Source organism: Collinsella aerofaciens (assembly GCF_015548375.1).
Lineage (GTDB): Bacteria > Actinomycetota > Coriobacteriia > Coriobacteriales > Coriobacteriaceae > Collinsella > Collinsella aerofaciens_AB.
Window position 1 is genome coordinate 21840 of sequence record NZ_JADMWW010000020.1, and the last position, 24454, is coordinate 46293.

Below are 24454 nucleotides of genomic sequence, written 5' to 3' on the forward strand. Positions count from 1 at the left end.
AGCGGAAATGGGGGTTTCATGGCACAGGAAGCGACCGCCAACGAGCAAAAGAAATTCAAAGTACCGCGCATCCCGGGTGACATCATGATCTACCCGATGATCGTCGGTCTTTTGCTCAATACCTTCTGCCCGCAGGTCTTCGAGATCGGCGGCTTCTTTACCGCCGCCTGTCGCGGTGGTTCCAACACCATCGTCGCCGCAATTCTGCTGTTTGTGGGCGCCGGCATCAGCTTTAAGTCCACGCCGGGCGCTATCAAGACCGGCATCGTCGTACTGATCCCCAAGCTTGTTGTTGCGGCCGCCCTTGGCTTGGGTGTGGCATATTTCTTTAACGATAACTTCCTGGGCCTGAGCTCCGTGTCTATCATCGGCGGCATCACGTTTTGCAACATGGCGCTCTATACGGGCATCATGGGCGAGTTCGGCGATGAGTCCGAGCAGGGCGCTGTCGGTATCCTGTTCTTTACGGCCGGCCCCGCCGTCACGATGATCATCCTCGGTGTCTCGGGTCTCGCCAACATCCCCGTCGGCACCATCATCGGATCCATCCTGCCGCTTGTTATCGGCATGGTCCTGGGCAACTTGTCCCCGTTTATCAAGAATCTGCTGGTCCCCGGCGCCAATCCCGCGATCGCCGTTATCGGCTTTCAGCTCGGTGCGTCCATGAGCCTTTCGAGCTTTATCACCGGCGGTATTTCGGGCATCCTGCTGGGCCTCATCACGCTCTTTATCGTCGGTCCCATTACCTTTGCGTTCGAGCGCCTGTGCGGTGGTAACGGCAAGGCGGCCGTTGCCTGCTCCACTATCGCCGGCACGGCTATGACCACGCCGGTCGCCCTCGCCGAGGTCGCCCCGCGCTATGCCGAGCTTGCGCCCACTGCGTATGCGCAGATCGCCACTGCCGTCATCATCACGGCAATCATGGCTCCGATTCTGACCGGCTGGGTCGATAAGAAGTTCTGCCACGGCAAAGAGGATCTGTCGCCTGCCGGTGTCGAGGCCATCGAGGAGGCCGTCGCGACCGACATCGATGGCGAGTAATCGTCGACGCGAGTCAATCAAGCCGGCGTGCAATTCGCGCCGTTTGAGCGCCCGAACGAAAGCTGTCTTGCAGTGACGTTCGGGCGCTCTGCTATTATTCCCCTTACCCCTGCGGAGTAGGGGTGTTTATTGCCCAGACACGAATCGGGCGATTCTGACCACTTGGATATTGAAGGGATGGCGTCTAGTGGTTAAGGCACTCAAGATTGAGATATTCCTGCTATGCATGATTGTTCTTATCGGGCTTGCCGCGCGAAGTCGCCACTCCTTGTTCTCGAGTACCCAGCAGTTATTGTTTAGTACGCTCGGTTACACCTCTGCCGCGTACATGCTATTCGATATAATCTGGACGCTTTCGGACGGTGTGGGCGGCACGCTGGGCATTGCTGCCAACTGGATTTCCAACGCGGTTTCGTTTTCGCTCTTTGCCGCCGCGTGCCTCATTTGGTTTATCTATTCCGAGACGGTGCAGGGTTCTCGCCTTTTGACCGCGCGCTATAGGATGGCGTTTGTAACGCTGCCTGCGGTGCTGGTAGTCGTACTGGCGTTTACTAGCTACTGGACGCACGCCCTGTTCTATATCGATGCGCAGGGCGCGTATCGTCGCGGTTTTGTCTATATGATCCAGCCCATCGTCAGCTACTGCTACGTTATATATACGTCCCTGCATGCGTTTATACAATCTTGCAAGGTCGAGAGCCTACAAAAGAAGGCCATCTATCAAACCTTGGCATTTTTCGCCATTCCGGCCTTGGTGGCCGGTGTCTTTCAGGTCTTTTATTCGGGTCCCTGCCTTAGTGTCGGCATCATGTTAAGTATGTTGCAGCTCTACATTGTTTGTCAGGAGCAGCTGATCTCGACCGACCCGTTGACTGGCCTTAACAATCGCAACCGTTTTGAGACCTATATGCTGTCGCTGTTCTCGGGTGCTGACCAGGCCGATGATGTGTATCTGCTTATGATGGATGCCGACGGCTTTAAGCAAATTAACGACCGGTATGGACATGTTGAGGGCGATCATGCCCTCCAGGTCATATCTGCTACGCTCAAAGAGGTCTGCTCGGCGTCTGGTGGTTTTATCGCACGCTATGGTGGCGATGAGTTCGTGGTGCTTCAAAAGGCGACGGCGGAACAGGACATCATAGACCTGTGTTCGGCGATTAACGACGAGCTCGCTTGTGCCGAGGTGCCGTATGCATTGCGGATGTCCATCGGTTACGCGCGGGTCGGCGATAGTGTTGATACCTGGCAAGACTTACTTCGCGCTGCCGATGCGGAGCTCTACCGCGTCAAGGCCGAGAAAAAGAAAGCCGGCGTCCAGATACGCTAGAAAAAAGGGCGCACGTTGGCGTGCGTGGCGGCCATCAGCTCACCGATGTATTCCATTAAACTAAAGTATGTGAATCCCTCTGCTAAATAAGGGTAGCTCGCTAGGCTTTTTTGGGTTTGTTGACGATGATGATGCCGCCGCAGACCAATAGCAGGGCAACGATGACGGTAACGGGGCTCGTGCCAGCACCCTCGCCGAGCAGCAGCGCGCTCAGCAGCACACCAAAGACGGGGTTCATAAACCCAAAGACCGAGACGCGGCTGACGGGGTTGACGGCAAGCAGGCGCGACCACAGCGAGTAGGCGACCGCGGAGATAAGCGCCATGTAGATGATGAGCGCGATGGCGGGGGCAATCGCCGTAGGGGAGAGTGCACCACCCATCAAAAAGCCAATGGCGGTGAGGACCAGACCGCCGACCAAGAACTGCCACCCGGCAAGCAAGACGCCGTCGTGCTCGCGCGAGAAGATGCCGATCAGGCAGGTCGAAAGGGCACCCGCGACGGTGGAGGCCAGGATGAAGCCCTCGCCGTCGAGCGTAAAGCCAAAGGTGCCGTCCGCGCCCGAAAGGTTGACGAGCGCGACGCCGGCAAAGCCCAGTACGCAGCCGAGCACCTTGGCCGTATTGAGCTTCTCGGTGCGAAACGCCAGAGCGGCAAAGAGGATGGCTAGGAAGTTGGCGCTGGCCTCGATGATGGAACTCGACATGGCACTGGCGCGCGAGAGTCCCAGGTAGAAAAAGAAGTACTGCCCGATAGTCTGGAAGAGCGACAGGATACATATGGGCTTGATATCACGCGCTTGCGGAACGAGCGGACGGCGCTGGGCCACGCTCATGCCAACAATGACCAGCATGCCGGCAAGGGTGAAGCGCAGACCCGCGAAGAGCAGCTGCGAGGCGCTGTCGTGCGCGGGAATGCCAAAGAGGCCGTAGCCGATCTTGATGCAGGGGAAGGCGGAGCCCCAGAGCGCGCAGCAAACGAGACAGCCCAGGATGAGTCCGGGCAGGGTGGCGAGATACGGCTTGCGGCTTTCCATGATGTCCTTCCTACATGCGCGAAGCAAAAAAGAACCCGCCACCGGATGCGTCGGTGGCGGGTGATGTTACCCGAAGGGATTGTACCCGATGGGAAAGGTTTAGGCGAAGTAGGCTACGCCGCTCTCAAAGATCGGCATGAACTTATCGCCGGGGACATGCTCGGGCACGTTGCGGTACAGGTTGTCGCCGCGACGCTCGGCATGGCCCATCTTGCCCAGGACGCGGCCGTCGGGGCTCGTGATGCCCTCGATGGCGAGTGCGGAGCCGTTGGGGTTGACGGAAAGATCCATGCTGGGCTTGCCGTCCTCGCCCACGTACTGCGTGGCGACCTGGCCGTTGGCGATCAGCTGGGCGAGCACCTCGTCGTTGGCGACAAAGCGGCCCTCGCCGTGGCTGATGGCGACGGTGTAGGGGTCGTCCAGGCTGCACTGCGACAGCCACGGGGACAGGTTGGACGAGATGCGGGTGCGCACCAGGCGGCTCTGGTGACGACCGATGGTGTTAAAGGTCAGCGTGGGCGCATCGGGCGTGGCGTCGACGATGTCGCCGTAGGGCACCAGGCCGAGCTTGACCAGGGCCTGGAAGCCGTTGCAAATGCCCAGCATCAGGCCGTCGCGGGCCTTGAGCAGGTCGCGGACTGCCTCGGTGACCTCGGGAGCGCGGAAGAACGCCGTGATGAACTTGGCGGAGCCGTCGGGCTCGTCGCCGCCCGAGAAGCCGCCGGGGATCATGACAATCTGGCTTGCACGGATGCGGCGGGCAAGCTCGTGGGTGCTCTCGGCGACGGCCTCGGGCGTGAGGTTGTTGATCACGAAGGTGTCGGCCTCGGCGCCGGCGGCACGGAAGGCGCGGGCGCTGTCGTACTCGCAGTTGTTGCCGGGGAACACAGGGATGATCACGCGCGGGCGGGCGATCTTGGCGCCGCCGTACACGTGGATATCCTTGGCGCGGAAGTCGATGGTCTCGACCTCGGGGGTCTCGCCGGTGCTGCGGTAGGCGAAGACGCCCTCGATGCCGCTCTCCCAGGCCTCCTGGAGCTCGGCGAGCTCGATGACCTCGGAGCCGGTGTCGATGACATAGCCCTCGACGGTGGTACCCAGGGGCTCGACGACAACGCCGTCGGCGACCTCGGGCAGCTCGGCGTCCTCGGCGAGCTCGACGATAAAGCTGCCGTAGAGCGGGGTGAAGAGACTCTCCACGTCCACATCCTCGGCAAGCTCGATACCGATCTGGTTGCCGACGCACATCTTAAAGAGGCTCTCGGCGCCGCAGCCGTAGCCGGGCGTGGAGACGGCCAGGGCGTCGCCGTTGGCAGTGAGCGCCTCGACGGCGTCAAACGCGGCGAGCAGCTGCTGGGCGTCGGGGCGGTAGTCCTCGCCATAGGTGGCGGGGGCGATGCGGACGACGCGGTGTGTCAGGCCCTTGAACTCAGGGGAGACGGCGCGCGCCGCGCGGCCCACGGCCACGGCGAAGCTGATCAGAGTCGGCGGAACGTTGAGCTCGCCGGCCTCGTCCTCAAACGAGCCGCTCATGGAATCCTTGCCACCGATGGCGCCGGCACCCAGGTCGACTTGGGCCATGAGGGCGCCCAGGACGGCTGCCGTGGGCTTGCCCCAGCGCTCGGCCTCGGTGCGCAGACGCTCGAAGTACTCCTGGAAGGAGAGGTAGGCGCGCTTGTGCTCAAAGCCGGCAGCCACGAGCTTGGCGATGGACTCGACCACGGACAGGTAGGCGCCCGCAAACTGGTCGGCTTCCATCAGGTAGGGGTTGAAGCCCCATGCCATGGCGCTCGCCGTGGTGGTCTCGCCGTCCACGGGGAACTTGGCGACCATGGCCGAGCTCGGGGTGAGCTGCGTCTTGCCGCCAAAGGGCATGAGCACGGTTGCGGCACCGATGGTGGAGTCGAAGCGCTCGGAAAGGCCCTTGTTGGAGGCGACGTTGAGGTCGGTGACAAGCGAGGTCATGCGCTCGGCAAGCGTGGTGCCGGCCCAGCTGGGCTGCCACACGCTGCGGGCGCACACGTGGGCGACCTGGTGCTTGGGCGCGCCGTTGGAGTTAAGGAACTCGCGGGATAGGTCGACGATGGCGACACCGTTCCAGGCCATGCGCATGCGCGGCTCGGCGGTAACCTCGGCGATAACGGTCGCCTCCAGGTTCTCCTCGGCGGCGTAGCCCATGAACTCCTCGACGTCACCATCGGCGACGGCGCAGGCCATACGCTCCTGGGACTCGGAGATGGCGAGCTCGGTGCCGTCCAGGCCGTCGTACTTTTTGGTCACGGTGTCTAGGTCGACATACAGGCCGTCGGCAAGTTCGCCTACGGCGACCGAGACGCCGCCGGCGCCAAAGTCGTTGCAGCGCTTGATCAGGCGGCAGGCGTCGCCGCGGCGGAACAGACGCTGCAGCTTGCGCTCGACCGGGGCGTTGCCCTTCTGGACCTCGGCGCCCGAGGTTTCGATGGACTCGGTGTTCTGGGTCTTGGAGGAGCCGGTGGCACCGCCGATGCCGTCACGGCCGGTGCGGCCGCCCAGCAGAATGATCTTGTCGGTGGGGGCGGGGCACTCGCGACGCACGTGGCTTGCCGGGGTAGCGCCCACGACGGCGCCGACCTCCATGCGCTTGGCCACGTAGCCGGGATGATAGAGCTCATTGACCTGACCGGTGGCAAGGCCGATCTGGTTGCCGTAGCTGGAGTAGCCGGCGGCGGCAGTGGTCACGAGCTTGCGCTGCGGCAGCTTGCCCTCGAGCGTCTCGGAAACCGGGACGGTGGGGTCGCCGGCGCCGGTGACGCGCATGGCCTGGTACACATAGCTGCGGCCCGAGAGCGGGTCGCGGATGGCGCCGCCCACGCAGGTGGCGGCACCGCCGAAGGGCTCGATCTCGGTCGGGTGGTTGTGAGTCTCGTTCTTAAAGAGGAACAGCCAGTCCTGGTCCTCGCCATCGACATCGACCTTCACCTTGACGGTGCAGGCGTTGATCTCCTCAGACTCATCGACATCGGTCATGACGCCGGTCTTCTTGAGGTACTTGGCGCCGATGGTGCCCATGTCCATGAGACAGACGGGCTTGGCGTCGCGACCGAGCTCGTGGCGCATCTCCATGTAGCGGTCGAAGGCCTGCTGCACCACGGCGTCGTCGATCGTCACGTCATCCAGGACGGTGCCGAAGGTGGTGTGACGGCAGTGATCGGACCAGTAGGTGTCGATCACGCGGATCTCGGTGATGGTGGGGTCGCGATCCTCATCGCGGAAGTACTGCTGGCAGAAGGCGATGTCCGCCTCGTCCATGGCAAGGCCGCGATCGGAAATAAAGGCGGCAAGGCCGGCCTCATCGAGCTCGCGGAAGCCGTCGAGCACTTCGACGGGCTGGGGCTCGGGGGTCTCCATGTACAGCGTCTCGGGCAGGTCGAGCGAGGCGATGCGGGCCTCGACGGGGTTCACCACGTAGTGCTTGATGGCTTCGATGGCGGCTTCGTCCAGAGCGCCCGAGATCATATAGACCTTGGCGGAGCGCACGGCGGGGCGCTCGCCCTGGCTGATGAGCTGCACGCACTCACTGGCGGAGTCGGCGCGCTGGTCAAACTGGCCAGGCAGGAATTCGACGGCAAAGACGGCGCCATCGCTTGCGGGGAGCTCGTCATAGGTCATATCGACCTGGGGCTCGCTAAAGACGGTCGGCACGCAGGAGCGGAAAAGCTCCTCGTCGATGCCCTCGACGTCGTAGCGGTTGATGATCCTCAGGGCCTCGATGCCCTTGATGCCGAGAATTTCGGTCAGCTCGCCCTTGAGCTGCTGAGCCTCGACGTCGAACCCGGGTTTCTTCTCCACGTAGATACGAGAGACCATTGGTTCCTGCCTTCCTAATCGGTTGGGCGTACGGTACGGTATGCGGCAGCGGTCGGTTAACGGGGCAAGCCTCGCGGTCGCCTTGAGCCACATGTTTGTAAACCTCACTATGATACGACAGCTCGCGGCGCGTTGAGGACGGCGAGGGTGCTACAGTGAAGCGCAATCAAGAGAAAGGCATCACATGGCATTCGTTTCGCTCGCCATCATCGCACTCGTGGCCTTCGCAAGCCCCTTCATCGCTTCGGCGATCCCCGGGAAACCCGTTCCCGAGACGGTCTTTTTGCTCGTGTTCGGCGCGGTGCTGGGGCCTCATATGCTCGGCTTTATCCATGTAGATGCCGAGGTCTCGCTCGTGTCTGAGCTCGGCCTGGCCTTTTTGTTCCTGCTTGCCGGTTTTGAGATCGATCCCAAGAACATCACGGGCGTCGAGGGGCGCTACGGTATGGCCACGTGGGTCGTCACGTTTGGCATCGCCTGGCTTGCCGTGCGCTTTACCCCGTGGTTCTCGGTTAGCCATTTCGACGGTATCGCCGTGACGCTGGCACTCACTTCGACGGCGCTCGGCACGCTCGTGCCCATCATGCGCGAGCGTTCGCTCGCCGGCACGCGTGTGGGCGACTCCATCCTTGCCTATGGCACATGGGGAGAGCTCGGTCCCGTGCTCGCCATGTCGGTGCTGCTCTCCGCTCGTACTGGTATCCAGACGCTCGTGATCCTTGGCCTGTTTGCTGTGGTCTGCGTGCTGTTGGCCGTGGTCCCGAGCCGCTCCAAGCGCGTGGGTAGTCGCTTCTTTACGTTTGTCGAGGAACGGGCCGACACAACGTCGCAGACGTTCGTGCGCCTGACGGTGCTCATCCTGGTCACACTCGTGGCGTTCTCGGCCGTCTTTGATCTCGACATCGTGTTGGGTTCTTTTGCCGCCGGCTTTGTCTTGCGCTACATCATCCCCGAGGGCAACCATACGCTCGAGACCAAGCTTGATGGCCTGGCCTACGGCTTTTTGATTCCGGTATTCTTTACCGTATCGGGCGCAAAGATCGATCTGACGGCCGTGGCGTCGCGCCCGGGTTTGCTCGTGGGCTTTATCGTGGCGTTGTTGATTATTCGTGCCGTGCCCATACTTATTTCTATGAGCATTTGTCCTGCGACGCGCGATGTGTCGGCGTATGGTCGCATTACCGTGGCCCTGTACTGCACCACGGCGCTGCCGATCATCGTTGCCGTGACGAGCGTTGCCGTCAACGCGGGCGCGCTGTCGCAAGACATTGCGTCGGTCATGGTTGCTGCCGGTGCCATCACGGTGTTCTTGATGCCGTTGCTCGCGCAGCTCTTCTACCGCGTGGTCGACGCCGCGCCGGTCGCCGCCGTGGCAGAAGTTGCCGAGCATCCATCCGATGCGCTCGACATCCTGCGCGCCCACCACGACCTAGCGAGCTTGCTCGCGCGCGAGCATGAGCTGCTGACTTCGCATGGCCATGGTCGCGTATTCGAGGGCCTGCCTACGCTCGATACGATTGCCGAGCGTCTTTCCGCCGAGGCGGCGAGCGGCCACATCGATGCCCGCATCGTGGACGCGGCGCACCTGCTTGCCGATAAGACCTATGGAGACGAGGTCGACCCGTCCGAGCTGACTCCGCGCGAGCGTCGCCGCCTGGAGCGCGCCAAGCTCGCCGTGCGCGAATACCGCCGCCGCATGTTGGAGCTCTATGCAAGAGAAGAAGCCGAGGACGACGACGGCAAGTAGTCGATACTCTCTCGGGGAAGCCGCGTCCCGCTTTGAAGGCTCGGAACGGGATGTGGTTTCCGAAACGGGGGCCGTTGGGAAACTGTGTCCCGGAATGGGCGCTCAGAGTGGGATGCAGTTTCCGCGAGAGACCCGTTGCGGAAACGGTATCCCAGAATCGGCGTTCAAAACGGGGCGCTCTTTCCGAAACATGGCCCTGAGGGAAGCTGCGTCCCGGTCTGAGTCGGAATTCCGGGACACAGCTTCCCTTTCAAACAGAAGAAGGCGCGCTGCCTGCAGTTGATGCAGACGGCGCGCCTTCTTTGTTGGACTATGTTGAGGCTGGGAGCTGAGGCTTGTGGTCCCTTAAGAGCGGGCGGCTCCGTCGACGGGGAGCACGGCGCCCGTGACGTAGGAGGACATGTCGCTCGCCAGGAAAACAAAGGCGTTGGCGACATCCTCGGGCTCGCCCATGCGACCCAGCGGAATGGTGGCGACGATGGGCTTAATAACCTCTTCAGGCAGGTTGGCGACCATGTCGGTTTTGGTTACACCGGGTGCTACGGCATTGACGCGAATGCCCATGGGGGCGAGCTCGCGCGAGAGCGACTGGACCATGCCGTTGACGGCGAACTTGGACGTGGGGTAGCCAACGCCGGAGGGCTGACCGTACTTAGCGACCATCGAGCTCGTGGTGGTGATGGTGCCGCCGTGGCCGGCTTCGGTCATGATCTTGGCGGCAGCCTGGTGGCCATTAAAGACGGCGACGACGTTGAGGTCCATAACTTTGGCGAACTCCTCTGCCGTGTAGTTGAGCAGCGGCGAGCGCTGGGAGATGCCGGCGTTGTTGACGACCGTGTCCAAGCCGCCCATGTCGGCTGCAGCCTGGGTAAAGGCCTCGGTCACGGCCTCGAGCGAGGTGAGGTCGCAGGAGCGGCCCCAGACCTTGGCGTCGGGATAGGCGGCTACCAGCTTCTCAACCGCCGCGTCGGCAGTCTCCTGGCGCGAGCCAAAGACGGTGACGGCAGCGCCTTCCTCGATAAAACGGCAGGCGATCGCATAGCCGATACCGCGCGTGCCTCCGGTGATGATTGCTTTCTTGCCCTCGAGCAACATGGTGCTTCCTCTCATCGCGGGCGGACATACGCAGCACAGCATAGCGGCGGCAAAATACAGCTGCCGTCGCATATCGGCAAACGGTATCCACGGTTGCCGACGAACGGTCAAGTTGTTCAAACGTTAGTCGACCAGTTCGCTCGAAAAATGTAACTAAAGGGGGCTCCCATCCAATCGGATAGGAGCCCCTCATGCGTTGTTTGACTTGCCGAGAACCGAACTAGTTGGCCATGACGCCTTCGGTCCATGCCTCGACGTCCTCGATGCGCAGGACGTTGGCGACCTCGGCCACGCAGTCGACGCTGGCAAGCTCGGCGGCGGCAGCCTGGACGTCCTTCTCGAGCGCGCGGTGCGTCAGGAAGATGACCGAGCAGGCATCGCTGACGCCCGACTTGCCGTCCTCGACCTGGTTGATGAGCGAGATCGAGATGTTGTGCTTGGCAAAGATGTCGACCGTCTCGGACAGGGCGCCCACGCGGTCGGCGACCTTCAGGCGCACATAGTACTTGGTCTGGAGCTCGTCCATGGGCTTAAAGGCGAGGTTGTGACCATAGGGCTCAATCTCGGGCAGCGGAGCCACGCCGCGGCTGATCTGCTCGGAGAGCGACAGGATATCACCCACGACGGCGCTCGCGGTGGGGAAGGAGCCTGCGCCGGCACCGTAGAACATGGTCTCGCCCACGGCGTCGCCTACCACGTAGACAGCGTTCATGGCGCCGTTGACCTTGGCAAGCATGTGGTCGGCGGGGATCAGCGTGGGGTGCACGCGGACGTCGACGCCGGCGTCGGTGTTGCGTGCGATGCCCAGCAGCTTGATGGTGTAGCCGAGCTCGCGGGCCTGGGCAATGTCCTCGGCGCCGATGGTACGGATACCCTGCTGGTAGACATCGTCGGTGGTCACACGGGTGCCAAAGCCGATGGAAGCGAGGATTGCCGTCTTGCTGGCGGCGTCGAAGCCGTCGACGTCGGCGGACGGGTCGGCCTCGGCATAGCCCTTTGCCTGGGCGTCGGCGAGCACGTCAGCGTAATCGGCGCCCTCGGCGTCCATGCGCGACAGGATGTAGTTGGTGGTGCCGTTAAGGATACCGGCGATGGTCAGGATCTTGTTGCCCACCAGGTCGTGCTCGAGCGTGCTGACAATGGGGATGCCACCGCCGCAGCTGGCCTCGCACTTAATCTGCACGCCGCACGCGCGCGCCTTCTCGGCGAGCGTCTCGACATGACGGCCCAGCAGGGCCTTGTTGGCAGAGACGACGTGCTTGCCGTTCTCGAAGGCGGTGGTGAATATCTCGGTTGCGGGATGCTCGCCGCCGATCAGCTCGACGACGATGTCGACGGCGGGGTCGGTGACGACGTCGTGCCAGTCACTCGTAAAGGCCTCGCGCTCAATGCCTGCCGCCTCGGCCTGCTCCCAGGCAAGCGCGCAGGCGCGGGTCAGCTTAAGGTCGATGCCGTAGGCGGCCAGGTACTCATCGTGGTGGCTCTTGATCAGACGGGCCACGCCGCCGCCGACGGTTCCCAGACCGATGAGGCCGACGTTCACGGTGCGCAGGGGTTCGCTCATAGATAGCTCCTTCGTGCATCTTATGGATGGATTAACCGCTTAAAGGTTGAGTGCATTCTAGCGTGAAGTGCGGGCGCGTGCTTGCCTGGCAGCGGGAGCAGCATAAAACGCCACCCCCGAAACGCTGCGGAAACATTGGAAACACGCTCGCTACAAACGAACTTCCGTAACAAACTGTCAACGTTTGCACCATAAGGTTTGCCCTGTACCGCAAGACGGTCGCACCGCGGCCAGCGAAAAGGGGGACACCATGTTTAGCATCAACAACGTACTTAACCGCAGGAGTTTCTTGGCTGGCGCCGCGGCGCTCGGTAGCACCGCGGCACTCGCTGGTTGCTCGTCGGGTGGCTCGGACGGCGGCTCCGCCGATGACGGCAAGACCTTCAAGATCGGTGTCATCGGCCCTCTGACCGGCGCCGCGGCAACCTATGGCGTTTCGGCCGAGAAGGGTGCCAAGCTCGCCGCCAAGGATTTTTCGACCAAGGACCTCAAACTCTCGCTTAAGTCTGAGGATGACGTCGCTGACGGCGAGAAGGCCATCAACGCCTTCAATACCTTGTGCGACTGGGGCATGCAGGCGCTCGTCGGCCCCGTCACCACCGGTGCCGCCGTCGCTGTCTCGGGCGAGATCGCCGACGATATGCTCATGGTCACGCCTTCGGCCTCGTCGCTCGACGTTACCAAGGATAAGACCACGGTTTTCCAGGTTTGCTTCACCGATCCCACCATGGGCGCCAGCGCCGCGAAGTTCTTGGCCGAGAAGTACGCGGATGCCAAGATCGCCCTGTTCTACAACTCCGGCGATACGTATAGCTCGGGCGTTGCCGACGCTTTTGCCGAGCAGGCCAAGGCGTCCAAGCTCGACATCGTCGATACCGAGACCTTTAAGGACGACTCTTCCACGAGCTTTACCAACCAGCTCACCAAGGCCAAGGAGGCCGGCGCCACGCTCATCTTTGCGCCGATCTACTACACGCCGGCGTCCGTTTTGCTCAAGAACGCCAAGGACATGGGCTACGACATGACCCTCATGGGTACCGACGGCATGGACGGCCTGCTCTCTGTGGAAGGTTTCGATACCTCTCTTGCCGAGGGCGTACTGCTCATGACCCCGTTTTCGGCTGACGATGAGAAGAATGCCGACTTCGTCAAGGCCTATAAGGATGCCTACGACGAGACGCCCAACCAGTTTGCCGCCGACGCTTACGATTGCGTCCACGCCATCGCCGAGGCTATCGATAGGGCGGGGATTGACATTTCGGCCGACGGTGCCGACATTGCCGGCGACCTTGCCAAGGCCATGCGCAAGATCAAGATCGAGGGCCTGACAGGCGAGCTCACGTGGAACGACGAGGGCCAGGTCGAAAAGCCCGCTACAGCCTATGTGATCCAGGACGGCAAGTACATTGCCGCCTAAGTGCGCATAAAGCACGACCGGTGAGGCTGTTTTATTCAGGGCGGGGATGCCTGTAACAGAACGGAAACATTGCTTTTACACAATAAAGTGGCTTTACTGCATAAAATAAAAGAAATACGCAGAATTATGGATAAATGAACAAATCCAAAGAAAAGTTGAAATAATCGCCACTTTCCTTAACTAAAGCGTCTAGTATTTTGCGAACGCCGAACACGGCGAAGGATGGCCTGTCGGGTAACCGAAACCCGACGAGATTTGAGAGGAGAGCCGCATGTCGAGCCTCACCGGTAAGTCATTGAACCCTGTTATGAATCGCAGGAGCGTTATCGCGAGCGCAGCAGGTCTGGGGGCGATGTCCATTCTAGCTGGCTGCTCCTCCAACGGCGGCGACAGCGGTTCCGCTTCGAGCGACGCTTCGTTTAAGATCGGCACCATCGGCCCGCTGACCGGCGCCAACGCGTCCTACGGCAAGTCCGTTACCCAGGGTGTCGAGCTTGGCTGCAAGGATTTTTCGACCAAGGAGCTGCCGCTTGCCAGCAAGGCCGAGGATGACCAGGCCGATGGCGAGAAGGCCGTCAACGCCTTCAACACCCTGCTCGACTGGGGCATGCAGGCCCTCGTCGGCCCGACTACCACGGGTGCGTCGGTTGCCGTTGCCGCAGAGTGTGGTAACGACCCCAAGACGTTCATGATCACCCCGTCCGCGTCCTCCGAGGACGTCACCGACGGCAAGGATTGCGTCTTCCAGGTTTGCTTCACCGACCCCAACCAGGGTGTCAACGCTGCCAAGTTCCTGGCGCAGAAGTATGCGGACGAGAAGTTCGTGCTGTTCTATAACTCCGGCGACGCCTATTCTTCGGGCATCGCAGATTCCTTTAAGGCCCAGGCCGCTGAGTCCAAGCTCGAGATTGTTGACGAGGAGACCTTTAAGGACGACTCCGCCACGAGCTTTACGAACCAGCTGACCAAGGCCAAGCAGGCCGGCGCCACCATGATCTTTGCGCCGATCTACTACACGCCGGCGTCCGTCCTGCTCAAGAACGCCAAGGACATGGGCTACGACGTCAAGATGATGGGCTGCGACGGCATGGACGGCATCCTGGGCGTTGAGGGCTTCGATACCTCTTTTGCCGAGGGTCTGCTGCTCATGACCCCGTTCTCCGCCGACGACGAGAAGAACGCCGACTTCGTCAACGCTTACAAGGATAAGTACGGCGATACCCCCGACCAGTTTGCCGCCGACGCCTACGACGGCGTGCACGCGGTGGCCGAGGCCCTCAAGGAGGCCGGTCTTGGTGTCGACGCCGACCCGACCGAGGCCGCCGAGAAGCTGTCCAAGGCTATGCTCAAGATTACCGTTGACGGTCTGACCGGCAAGCTCACCTGGAACGATAAAGGCCAGGTCCAGAAGGAGCCCACGGCGTACGTCATCACCGACGGCAAGTACGTACAGGCCTAATTGGCCGCCTTACATAGAGCGGTTTTGATCCCAAGCAGGGGAGGTTTTGGCCTTCCCTGCTTGCTTGGTATCTAGGGACGATGTAACGTCCCTGTTTCATACATCAACTGGAAACCTATTCGAAAGGGGGATGTGGAACATGACGGTCTTTATCCAATACCTGGTCAACGGCCTGTCCATGGGCAGCGTCTACGCCATCATCGCGTTGGGCTACACCATGGTCTACGGTATCGCCAAGATGCTGAACTTCGCTCACGGCGACGTTATCATGGTCGGTGCCTATGTCTCGTTCTGCGCCACGTCGTATCTCGGCCTCCCGGGCTGGGCATCTGTAGTTCTCTCTTGTGTGGTCTGTACCGTTCTCGGTGTTCTCATCGAGGGTCTGGCATACAAGCCGCTGCGTCAGGCGGGCCCGCTGGCCGTTCTGATCACGGCTATCGGCGTGTCTTACTTCCTGCAGAACGCCGCGCAGCTTCTGTGGGGCGCCACGCCCAAGAACTTCACTTCGCTCGTCACCTTCCAGGTGCCGGAGTTCTTGGCCAAGTTCAACGTAAGCGCCGTCTCGCTCGTCACCATCGTCGCCTGCCTGGTTATCATGGCCGGCCTGATGTTCTTTACAGGTAAGACCAAGATGGGTAAGGCCATGCGTGCCGTGTCCGAGGACAAGGCCGCCGCTCAGCTCATGGGCATCAACGTCAACCGCACCATCTCGATGACGTTTGCCATCGGCTCTGCCCTTGCCGCCATCGCCGGCGTGCTCCTGTGCTCCTACTCGCCGGTGCTGCAGCCCACGACGGGTGCCATGCCTGGCATCAAGGCCTTCGACGCCGCCGTCTTCGGTGGCATCGGCTCCATCCCCGGCGCCTTTGTCGGCGGCATTCTCATCGGCATCATCGAGGCGATGGCGCAGGCCTACATTTCCACGAGCCTTGCCAACTCCATCGTCTTTGGTGTTTTGATCATCGTCCTGCTCGTCAAGCCTGCCGGCCTCTTGGGCAAGTACGTCCCCGAGAAGGTGTAGGTGAGCGTTATGAAGTTTCTTAAAGACAAGCAGACGCGTCATGATTTTGTCACGTACGCTATGTGCATCGTGGCCTTCGCCATCGTGTTCTTTATGCAGTCCAACCATATGATCCCGCGCATGATCGCCGGTCAGTTGGTTCCCATTACGGCCTACATCGTCATGGCCATTTCCCTCAACCTCGTCGTCGGCATCGCGGGCGACTTGTCGCTGGGCCATGCGGGCTTTATGAGTATCGGTGCCTACACGGGTATCGTCACCGCGGTCGCCCTCGAGAGCGCTATTCCTTCCGATCCGGTGCGCCTTATCATCAGCATCGTGGTCGGCGCCATCGCTGCCGCCATCCTGGGCTTCTTGATCGGCATCCCGGTCCTTCGCCTGAGCGGCGATTACCTGGCTATCGTGACGCTGGCTTTTGGCGAGATCATCAAAGAGATCGTCACCTGCCTCATTGTGGGTGTCGACTCCCGCGGCCTGCACGTGATCTTTAACATCACGGGCAACTCTACGATCGATGACCTGCACCTGCTCGAGGACGGCACCGCCATCATCAAGGGCGCGCAGGGCGCATCGGGCGTGTCGACCTATTCGACCTTCCTCGCCGGTGCCATCCTGGTCATGGTCGCACTCGTGATCGTGCTCAACCTGGTTCGCAGCCGTACCGGCCGTGCCATTATGGCCGTGCGCGATAACAAGATTGCAGCCGAGTCCGTAGGCATCTCCGTCACCGAGTACCGCATGATCGCCTTCGTGGCTTCCGCTGCCCTCGCCGGTGCTGCCGGAGCTCTCTTCGGCGGTAACTTCTCGCAGCTCTCCGCCACCAAGTTCGACTTCAACACGTCCATCCTCATCCTGGTGTTCGTGGTCCTGGGCGGCCTGGGCAACATGCGCGGTTCCGTCATCGCGGCGGCGCTGCTCACGGTGCTTCCCGAGCTACTCCGTCAGTTCTCGGATTACCGCATGCTCATCTACGCCATCGTGCTGATCCTGGTCATGATTTTTACCAACAACCCGCAGCTCAAGGCGTTCTTCGGTCGCGTCAAGGACCGCTTTGCTTCCAAGAAGGAGGTGACAGCCGATGCCCAGTAAATTTGAGTTCAACAAGGGCAAGATGGTCCCGTATCCTTCCGGCGCCATCGTTCCCGACCGTGACTTGGGCCAGCGCCCGGCACTTGAGTGCATCCACCTGGGCATCGAGTTCGGTGGCCTTAAGGCAGTCGACGACTTTAGCCTCACCATCGGCAAGACCGAGATCGCCGGTCTGATCGGTCCCAACGGTGCCGGTAAGACCACGGTCTTCAACCTGCTCACCAAGGTGTATCAGCCCACGCACGGCACCATCCTGCTCGACGGCGAGGACACCTCGGGCAAGTCGGTCTACCAGGTCAACCGCATGGGTATTGCCCGTACGTTCCAGAACATTCGCCTGTTCAACACCATGACGGTGGAGGACAACGTTAAGGTCGGCCTGCACAACCAGGAGCGCTACTCCGGCTTTGAGGGCGTGCTGCGCCTGCCGACGTATTGGAAGCACGAGAAGGCCGCCCACGAGCGCGCCATGGAGCTGCTGTCCATCTTTGATATGGAGCATCTGGCAAACGAGCAGGCCGGATCGCTGCCTTACGGCGCTCAGCGTCGTCTGGAGATCGTTCGCGCGCTTGCCACCAACCCCAAGCTGCTGCTGCTCGACGAACCTGCCGCCGGCATGAACCCGTCCGAGACCGCAGAGCTCATGGCGAACATCGTCAAGATTCGCGACACCTTCGGCATCGCCATCATGCTTATCGAGCATGATATGTCGCTCGTCATGAACATCTGCGAGGGCATCTGCGTACTTAACTTTGGCAAGGTCATCGCCAAGGGCACGGCAGAGGAAATCCAGAACAACGATGCCGTTATCGAGGCGTATCTGGGTAAGCAGGATAAGGGGGAGAACTAAATGGCAGAGCCGATGCTTTCCGTCTACAACATCAACGTCTGGTACGGCGCCATCCACGCCATCAAGGACATCTCCTTTAACGTTAACGAGGGCGAGATCGTGGCCTTGATTGGTGCCAACGGTGCCGGCAAGTCCACAACGCTCAAGACCGTCTCGGGCCTGCTGCGCTCCAAGACCGGTTCCATCAAGTTTATGGGCGAGGACATTACTCATACGCCCGCTGATAAGCTGGTTGGTAAGGGCCTGGCTCAGGTTCCCGAGGGTCGTCGCGCCTTTTTGCAGATGACGGTCGAGGAGAACCTGGAGATGGGTGCCTATACGCAGCCCAAGTCCACGGTGGCTCCGGGCCTGGAGCGCGTCTACGAGCAGTTCCCGCGCCTGAAGGAACGTCGTCGCCAGGTCGCCGGCACCCTTTCAGGCGGCGAGCAGCAGATGCTCGTTATGGGGCGCGCCCTTATGAGTAATCCCAAGCTGCTCATGCTCGACGAACCTTCCATGGGTCTGGCACCGATTCTGATCGAACAGATCTTCCAGATTGTCGAGGACCTGCACAAGGCCGGCACCACGGTGCTTCTGGTCGAGCAAAACGCGCAGATGGCGCTTTCCATCGCCACACGCGGTTACGTGCTCGAGACCGGCAAGATCACCATGACCGGCACCGGCCAAGAGCTCCTGCATGACGACAACGTCCGCAAAGCCTACCTCGGAGGCTAACCCACCTAACAAAAGGGGCGCTGACTATCTCAGTCAGCGCCCCTTTTTAAGTTGCGGTGAAATAGGGACTGAATACGGGCTCCAGAGGCCAAAAGAGTCCCTATTCCACCGCAACTTCATGGGGATGTGTGACAATGCCCGTCGGAAAACATCTGCTGTCTTTGGGGGTCTATCTATGCTGTACGAGTTTTGTGCCGAGAACTTTGAGCGGGTGCCGGCGGCTATCGATGCCGGTGCAAGGCGTATCGAGCTGTGCGACAACCTTGCCGTTGGTGGCACCACGCCTTCGGCCGGCGTTATCAGCGCTACGACCAACTATGTCCACGAGCACGATGCACGGGTGATGTGCATGATTCGCCCGCGTGGCGGCGACTTTCACTACGACCAGGACGAGCTGCGTATGATGGAGATGGACCTGGGCCTTGCCGTAAGCGCCGGCGTTGACGGCTTGGTCTTTGGCTGCTGCAAGCCCTGCGCTGGCGGATGGGCGCTCGACGAACTTACGCTTGGCGCCCTCGTGATGGCTGCGGGCTGCGCGACCGAGGAATGTAAGCGTGAGCCCATCGACATCACCTTCCACATGGCATTTGACCAGCTCTCGCCCGAGGCTCAGCTCGATGCGATTGATACACTTGCCGACTGCGGCGTTACGCGCATCCTCACGCATGGCGGCGCTGCCGGTACGTCGATCGAGGATAATTTCGATCACCTGGCTCGTTTAATCGAGTATGCGGGTGATCGTTTGACCATCCTTCCCGGCGGCGGCATCACTACGGCAAATCGCGACGCGGTCGCGGCGGCGCTAGACGTCTCCGAGCTCCATGGCACCAAGATCGTGCCGCTGGAGGTATAACCCGTGGCGCTGGTATTCGATGTTCAGCAGGCGAGCGGCAAGCCCGACGACAACCGTCGCCCCGGTACCGCGTGTCCCTTTTGCAACACGGAGGGGCTCACCAACATCATCCAGCGCGACGGTGACTGCATCTGGCTCGAGAATAAGTTCAAGACCCTGCGCGCCACCCGTCAAACCGTGCTGATCGAGTCGGCCGATCACGATGCCGACCTGGTGACCTATAAGCCGGATGAACTCCACCATGTGATGAGGTTTGCTCTGGATTGCTGGCAGCAGATGATCGATTCGCAGCAGTATCGAAGCGTGCTCATGTACAAGAACAAGGGTCCGCTTTCGGGCGGCAGCCTCGTCCATCCACACATGCAGATTGTGGGCTTGGAACAGGAGGACGGCTATGCGGCGCTGACCTCAGCCAACTTTGAAGGCATCGATGTTTGGCAGAGGGGAAGGGTTGCGGTCAACATCTCAACCGAACCGATTATGGGGTTCTTTGAGGTCAATGTTTCAGCCCCGCAGGGAATCGCCGCCAGCGATGGCGCGCGAGACCAAGCCGAGACGGACCTCTTCGCCGATGCGATTCAGGTAGCTCTGCGCTATATCCTGAACGAGCACCATGGTGGTCGCGCAGAGTCGTACAACTTGTTCTTCTACCACATGGACGGCCGGACCATTGCCAAGGCGCTTCCGCGCTGGGTGGTTTCACCCTACTTTGTCGGGTATCGGCTGGCTCAGGTCAATGCTGAGACCACGCTCGATGTCGATGCGGAGCGATTCCGCGCACATCTGGAGGCGCTCACATCGTAAAGTGAGCGCCCGCACACTGCGGACGGTTTAGCGCGCCATTGCATCGCGGCCGGCCTCGACCCGCTTGCGCTGGGCGGCGCGCTCCTCGCCGGTCAGACGCTCAAAGAAGTGTCCGATAAGCGAGGCGAGCACCTGCTGAAACAACGTTCCACACATGACGGGAAACACAACTTCGCCCGGAAAGTATTGCGTGGCGATGACGGCGCCCGAAGAGATATTGCGCATGCCGCAGGTAAAGCACATGGTGGTCGTTTCGCTATATGGCAGATGCAGCGCGCGGGCGACCAGAATGCCGACGACAAAGCCGCTGATGGCGAAGACCAAAATAAAGAGGGCGACTTCCAAGCGCACCGCGTTCATGTGCAGCACGTACTCGCTCATGGCGGTGGAGTTGGAGGCGATAACGCCCATCATCATGAACTTGCAGGCGGGCGAGAGCGCGGGGGAGAGTTTCTCGTGCCCCCAGCCGCGCGTGAGCTCGTTGATCACGATGCCGAGCACAGCGGGGATGGCGATCATAAAGGCCATGTTCTGCATCATGCTCGGCACGTCGATCGAGACGGTGGCGCCCAGCAGGAGCTTGAGCGTAAGCGGAATCGTCACAGGGGAGATGACCGAGGACGTCAGGATGATGGTGAGCGCGAGCGGGCCGTTGCCGCCGAACATGCTGATCCACATAAAAGCGGTGACTGCCACGGGCACACTGTATTCGAGCACGATGCCGCAGACAAGGTTGGGGTTGGAACCAAAGAACAACGATCCCATGGCATAGGCCGCGATGGGAATAAGCGCCGCCGAGACCAACAACGCCAGAATCAGGTGCAGCGGACGGTGGAACACCTCGGCTACCTGGTGAAAGGTGTTGCTGAGCGCACCCTGAAACGTCATAAAGGCGAAGAGGGCGGGAACAATGGGCTTGAGAACGCCGATCTGTTGAGGAAAGAGCACGCCGAGCGCCACACAAATCGGAACGATGATCTGCATGTGCCCCGCGAGGAACTTCCCCAGTCCAGCCCATTGCTTCATATGCCCCGCGACTCCCTTTATCCGCGAACTTGTTTGTATGGATATGCTAGACGCTCGTATGTGTCCGTGCGGCTGAAACGCTCGATTGTTTCGAGGGCATTACCGCCATCGTTTGCCGAAACCGCGGCGCACCGCGGCGTTTTGCGTCCGCGCTGCACGGTATAATAAATCCGTTCAACAGATCTGCCTGCCGAAGCGGGCATACACAGAGGACTCATCGCTATGAACCGTGAGAGGTATCGCGGCGACCTGCCCCTATCGGGGGTGGGTGCCTATGTCATCGCTTAAGACGACGCATCGCTGGGCGGTCGCTCAGCAAAATCCCGAGCTCGAAAAGGAACTTTCGGCTGGTCTGGGCATTCCTGGGCTGGTGGCGCGCATTATGGTCGCGCACGGCATTGGCTCCATCAAAGAGGGCCAATTGTTTTTGACGCCTTCGCTCGATCGCGACTGGGCCGACCCACTCATTATCCCGGGCATGTCGGTCGTTGCCGACCGCGTTGAGCGCGCTATTCGCAACCACGAGCACATTGCAGTCTTTGGCGATTTTGACGTTGACGGCATTACGTCGACCTGCCTGTTGACCGAGGCGCTGCGCACGTTTGGCGCCGATGTCACGCCGTTTATTCCGCATCGCTTTGATGAGGGCTACGGTCTTTCGCGCGCGGCACTCGACCGCGTTAACGAGCTCGCTCGCCCCCAGCTGATCGTGACCGTCGATAACGGCATTGCCGCCAAGGAAGAGGTTTCCTATCTGGAGAGCCTGGGGATCGATTTGGTGGTCACGGACCATCACGAGCCCTCCGACCAGGTGCCGCAGGGTGTGCCCCTGACCGACCCCAAGCTCGAGGACGAGGGCCCCTCGCGCGAGCTTGCCGGTGCTGGTGTGGCGCTCAAGCTGGTGCAAGTCCTGGGTGAGCGCCTGGGCAAGCCGTCGTATTGGCGTTCGCTAATCGAGGTCGCGGCGCTGGGCACCGTGTCCGACATGATGCCGCTCACGCCCGAGAACCGCGCGCTGGTTGCCGAGGGCATCCAGCAGATGCGCGTAACCGCTCGCCCCGGCTATATCGCGCTTGCCGCGCTCGCCAAGGCGGACCTTTCGAGCATTACGGCGGATGGCCTGTCATTCTCGCTCATTCCCCGCTTAAACGCTGCCGGTCGCATGGCTGATCCCAAGCTGGCGCTCGACCTGCTGCTTGCCCGCGATCCCATCGAAGCAAGCGCACTGGCGGCTGAGCTCGAGGAAATCAACCGCCAGCGCCGTGAGATCGAGGCGGAGCTCACGCGCGATGCCATGGCAAAGGTCGAGGAGACCTATGACGGCGGACGCGCGATCGTCGTGGGCGGCGAAGGTTGGCACGAGGGCGTCAAGGGCATCGTGGCAAGCCGTCTGACCAACCGCTACCACGTGCCGGCGCTGCTGTTCTCGATCGAGGACGGTATCGCGCGCGGCTCTGGTCGCTCGGTGGGCAAAGTTAACCTGTTTGACGCCATCGAACGCTGTTCCGACCTGATGATTCGTCGCGGCGGACATGCCGGTGCGGTGGGTGTGACCATCGAGGCATCCAAGCTCGATGAGTTCCGCCGTCGCCTTTCCGTCGTGTTGTCCGAGCTTCCCGCCGAGGACTTTGAGGACACCGACGAGGTTGCCGCCACGGTCGACCTTTCCGAATTGAATATCGAGACCATCGAGCAGATTTCCCGCCTTGAGCCGTTTGGCCAGGGTAATAAGGTGCCGCTGCTGGCTGCCGAGGGCGTGACGATGTGTGATCGCGCCGTGGTGGGTAAGACCGGCGAGCACATGCGCTTTGTGGCGACCGATGGCGCCGCGAGTGTGCCGGCTATTATGTTCCGCGTGCCGCAAATCGATAAGCTCATCAACTGCGATAGCGCTGTCGACTTGGTGTTCGAGGCCGTTGCCGAGCATTGGCAGGGTCGTGTGAAGCCCAAGCTCATGGTCAAGGATGTTCTGGTCCGCGATACCACGCTGCCCAGCGTCGACGATCCGGCATGCGAGCTTCGTCGTGGCGTGCAGCCGGCGGATTCCGGCCTGCGCTTGGAGTCGCGCAAGCGCGAGACGCTCGCCCAGCTTTCCTATACCGAGCTCACGCGCTCGCTTATCCATAGCTTTATCGGCTCGAACCAGCCACATCGCGCGCAGGTCGAGGCGCTCGATGCCCTGGCCGATCACCAAAGTGTTCTGGCCGTTATGGGAACGGGGCGCGGCAAGTCGCTCATCTTCCATGTGCATGCCGCGCGTGAGGCGGTGCTTCGCGGACGTTCGAGCATCTTTGTCTATCCGCTGCGTGCGCTCGTTGCCGACCAGGCCTATCACCTCTCGTCGACGATGGCAGCGCTCGGTATTGGTGTTGGCGTGCTGACCGGCGAGACCGTGGAGGCCGCACGCGATGATGTGTTCGCCGGCCTAGCTTCGGGCCGCACCGGTATCGTGCTCACGACGCCCGAGTTCCTATCTATCCACCGTGACCGCTTCGCACGTTCGGGCCGCATCGGCTTTGTCGTTATCGACGAGGCGCACCACGCCGGCCTTGCCAAGGGCGGCGACCGCAGCGCCTATCTCGACATGCCCGATATCCTCAAAGCCCTGGGCGACCCGGTCGTTATGGCTGCGACGGCCACCGCGACGGCTCCGGTCGTGGCCGAGCTTGCCCGCATGCTGCCGATCACTCGCACGGTGGTCGACGAGACGGTGCGCGAGAACCTGCGGCTCGAGGACGACCGTGATCTTGCAAGTCGCGAGAACCGTTTGGTGTCGATTGTGGCGACGGGGGAAAAGACCGTCATCTACGTCAATTCGCGCGACCAGTCCGTGGCGCTCGCCAAGACGTTGCGCAAGCGTGTGCCCGATTGCGCAACCCATATCGCGTTCTATAACGCGGGGCTTGCGCGTTCCGATCGCCGTCGCGTGGAGGAAGCATTCCGAGACGGAAGCCTCAGCTGCATCGTCTCGACCTCCGCCTTTGGCGAGGGCGTCAACCTTCCCGATATTCGCCATGTCGTGCTCTATCACATGCCGTTTGGCGGCATTGAGTTTAACCAGATGAGCGGCCGTGCCGGTCGCGATGGCCAGCCCGCCGTGATCCATCTGCTCTATTCGTCGCGCGACGCCCGCATTAACGAGCGCCTACTCGACTGCTATGCGCCCGAGCGCGACGAGCTCGTCACGCTCTATCGCGCGCTGCAGACCATGTGGCGCTCCAACCGCGGCAAAACCGGGGACGATTCCTTTAGCGCGAGCGATATCGACATCGCACAGATGTGCCTTGCCATCGATGCTCGCACGCCGGTCGACGAGCGTTCGGTGGAAAGCGGCCTGGGAATCTTCGAAGAGCTTGGTTTTTGTCGAGTTTCGGGGTTTGACGACACCCGTCGCATCGCGATGGCCGAAAACCCCGGCCGCGTGCAATTGAGTAGGTCAATTCGCTATTTGGAGGGCTTGCGCTCGCGCATGGAGTTTTCGGCTTTCCGGAGCTGGGCGCTCGATTCGTGCGCTTCTGATATGCTAGCCAAAGTTAACCGCCCGATCGTACCGCGGGCCTAG

17 protein-coding genes are annotated in these 24454 nt (G+C 61.3%); 12 read left to right on the top strand and 5 right to left on the bottom strand.

Annotated features, from left to right (window positions below; translation table 11 throughout):
* Positions 1 to 18 precede the first annotated feature (18 nt).
* Both I1969_RS08660 and I1969_RS08665 read left to right on the top strand, forming a co-directional pair.
* Complete coding sequence (locus tag I1969_RS08660) at positions 19 to 1041, top strand: 2-keto-3-deoxygluconate permease (protein WP_195234599.1); 1023 nt, start codon at positions 19 to 21, stop codon at positions 1039 to 1041.
* A gap of 328 nt (positions 1042 to 1369) precedes the next feature.
* Positions 1370 to 2371 (top strand): GGDEF domain-containing protein, encoded by a 1002-nt coding sequence (locus I1969_RS08665; RefSeq protein ID WP_195234609.1) that lies wholly within the window; start codon positions 1370 to 1372, stop codon positions 2369 to 2371.
* Positions 2372 to 2471: 100 nt separating this feature from the next.
* Here I1969_RS08665 and I1969_RS08670 read toward each other — a convergent pair whose 3' ends face one another.
* Both I1969_RS08670 and I1969_RS08675 read right to left on the bottom strand, forming a co-directional pair.
* A complete protein-coding gene (locus I1969_RS08670) occupies positions 2472 to 3407 on the bottom strand; it encodes a DMT family transporter (protein ID WP_195234611.1) in 936 nt (311 codons plus the stop codon).
* A gap of 99 nt (positions 3408 to 3506) precedes the next feature.
* Entirely contained in the window at positions 3507 to 7253 is a 3747-nt protein-coding gene (locus I1969_RS08675) for a phosphoribosylformylglycinamidine synthase (RefSeq protein WP_195234613.1), read from the bottom strand.
* A gap of 184 nt (positions 7254 to 7437) precedes the next feature.
* On the opposite strand from I1969_RS08675, the gene I1969_RS08680 reads away from it, so the two are divergent.
* Complete coding sequence (locus I1969_RS08680; protein WP_195234615.1) at positions 7438 to 9000, top strand: cation:proton antiporter domain-containing protein; 1563 nt, start codon at positions 7438 to 7440, stop codon at positions 8998 to 9000.
* A gap of 345 nt (positions 9001 to 9345) precedes the next feature.
* On the opposite strand, the gene I1969_RS08685 is transcribed toward I1969_RS08680, so the two are convergent.
* Together I1969_RS08685 and I1969_RS08690 are read right to left on the bottom strand one after the other, a co-directional pair.
* Entirely contained in the window at positions 9346 to 10095 is a 750-nt protein-coding gene (locus tag I1969_RS08685; protein ID WP_195234617.1) for an SDR family NAD(P)-dependent oxidoreductase, read from the bottom strand.
* A 220-nt stretch (positions 10096 to 10315) separates the two neighbouring features.
* Entirely contained in the window at positions 10316 to 11659 is a 1344-nt protein-coding gene (locus tag I1969_RS08690) for a homoserine dehydrogenase (RefSeq protein WP_117655181.1), read from the bottom strand.
* Between the two features lie 250 nt (positions 11660 to 11909).
* Here I1969_RS08690 and I1969_RS08695 point away from each other — a divergent pair, with 250 nt between their 5' ends.
* The 8 genes from I1969_RS08695 to I1969_RS08730 all read left to right on the top strand — a co-directional run bounded on the left by I1969_RS08695 (position 11910) and on the right by I1969_RS08730 (position 19866).
* Entirely contained in the window at positions 11910 to 13076 is a 1167-nt protein-coding gene (locus I1969_RS08695) for an ABC transporter substrate-binding protein (protein ID WP_195234619.1), read from the top strand.
* Positions 13077 to 13347: 271 nt separating this feature from the next.
* Positions 13348 to 14535 carry an ABC transporter substrate-binding protein gene (locus tag I1969_RS08700; RefSeq protein ID WP_195234621.1) on the top strand — a complete coding sequence of 396 codons (1188 nt, stop codon included), beginning with the start codon at positions 13348 to 13350 and terminating at the stop codon, positions 14533 to 14535.
* 139 nt (positions 14536 to 14674) lie between these two features.
* Complete coding sequence (locus I1969_RS08705; protein WP_099432746.1) at positions 14675 to 15556, top strand: branched-chain amino acid ABC transporter permease; 882 nt, start codon at positions 14675 to 14677, stop codon at positions 15554 to 15556.
* A gap of 9 nt (positions 15557 to 15565) precedes the next feature.
* A complete protein-coding gene (locus I1969_RS08710) occupies positions 15566 to 16645 on the top strand; it encodes a branched-chain amino acid ABC transporter permease (RefSeq protein WP_195234623.1) in 1080 nt (359 codons plus the stop codon).
* On the top strand, positions 16635 to 17495 hold the full coding sequence (locus I1969_RS08715; protein WP_006234439.1) for an ABC transporter ATP-binding protein: 861 nt from the start codon (positions 16635 to 16637) through the stop codon (positions 17493 to 17495). Before I1969_RS08710 ends, I1969_RS08715 begins: the two co-directional genes overlap by 11 nt.
* Positions 17496 to 18209 (top strand): ABC transporter ATP-binding protein, encoded by a 714-nt coding sequence (locus I1969_RS08720; protein WP_006234438.1) that lies wholly within the window; start codon positions 17496 to 17498, stop codon positions 18207 to 18209.
* A 175-nt stretch (positions 18210 to 18384) separates the two neighbouring features.
* Positions 18385 to 19062 (top strand): copper homeostasis protein CutC, encoded by a 678-nt coding sequence (locus I1969_RS08725; protein ID WP_161145021.1) that lies wholly within the window; start codon positions 18385 to 18387, stop codon positions 19060 to 19062.
* Between the two features lie 3 nt (positions 19063 to 19065).
* Complete coding sequence (locus tag I1969_RS08730; RefSeq protein WP_161145022.1) at positions 19066 to 19866, top strand: DUF4931 domain-containing protein; 801 nt, start codon at positions 19066 to 19068, stop codon at positions 19864 to 19866.
* 27 nt (positions 19867 to 19893) lie between these two features.
* Here I1969_RS08730 and I1969_RS08735 read toward each other — a convergent pair whose 3' ends face one another.
* A complete protein-coding gene (locus I1969_RS08735) occupies positions 19894 to 20892 on the bottom strand; it encodes a bile acid:sodium symporter family protein (RefSeq protein WP_195234625.1) in 999 nt (332 codons plus the stop codon).
* Between the two features lie 274 nt (positions 20893 to 21166).
* Between I1969_RS08735 and recJ the strand changes: the two genes are divergently transcribed.
* Positions 21167 to 24454: a single-stranded-DNA-specific exonuclease RecJ gene (gene recJ / locus I1969_RS08740; RefSeq protein ID WP_195234628.1), complete on the top strand. Its 3288-nt coding sequence runs from the start codon at positions 21167 to 21169 to the stop codon at positions 24452 to 24454.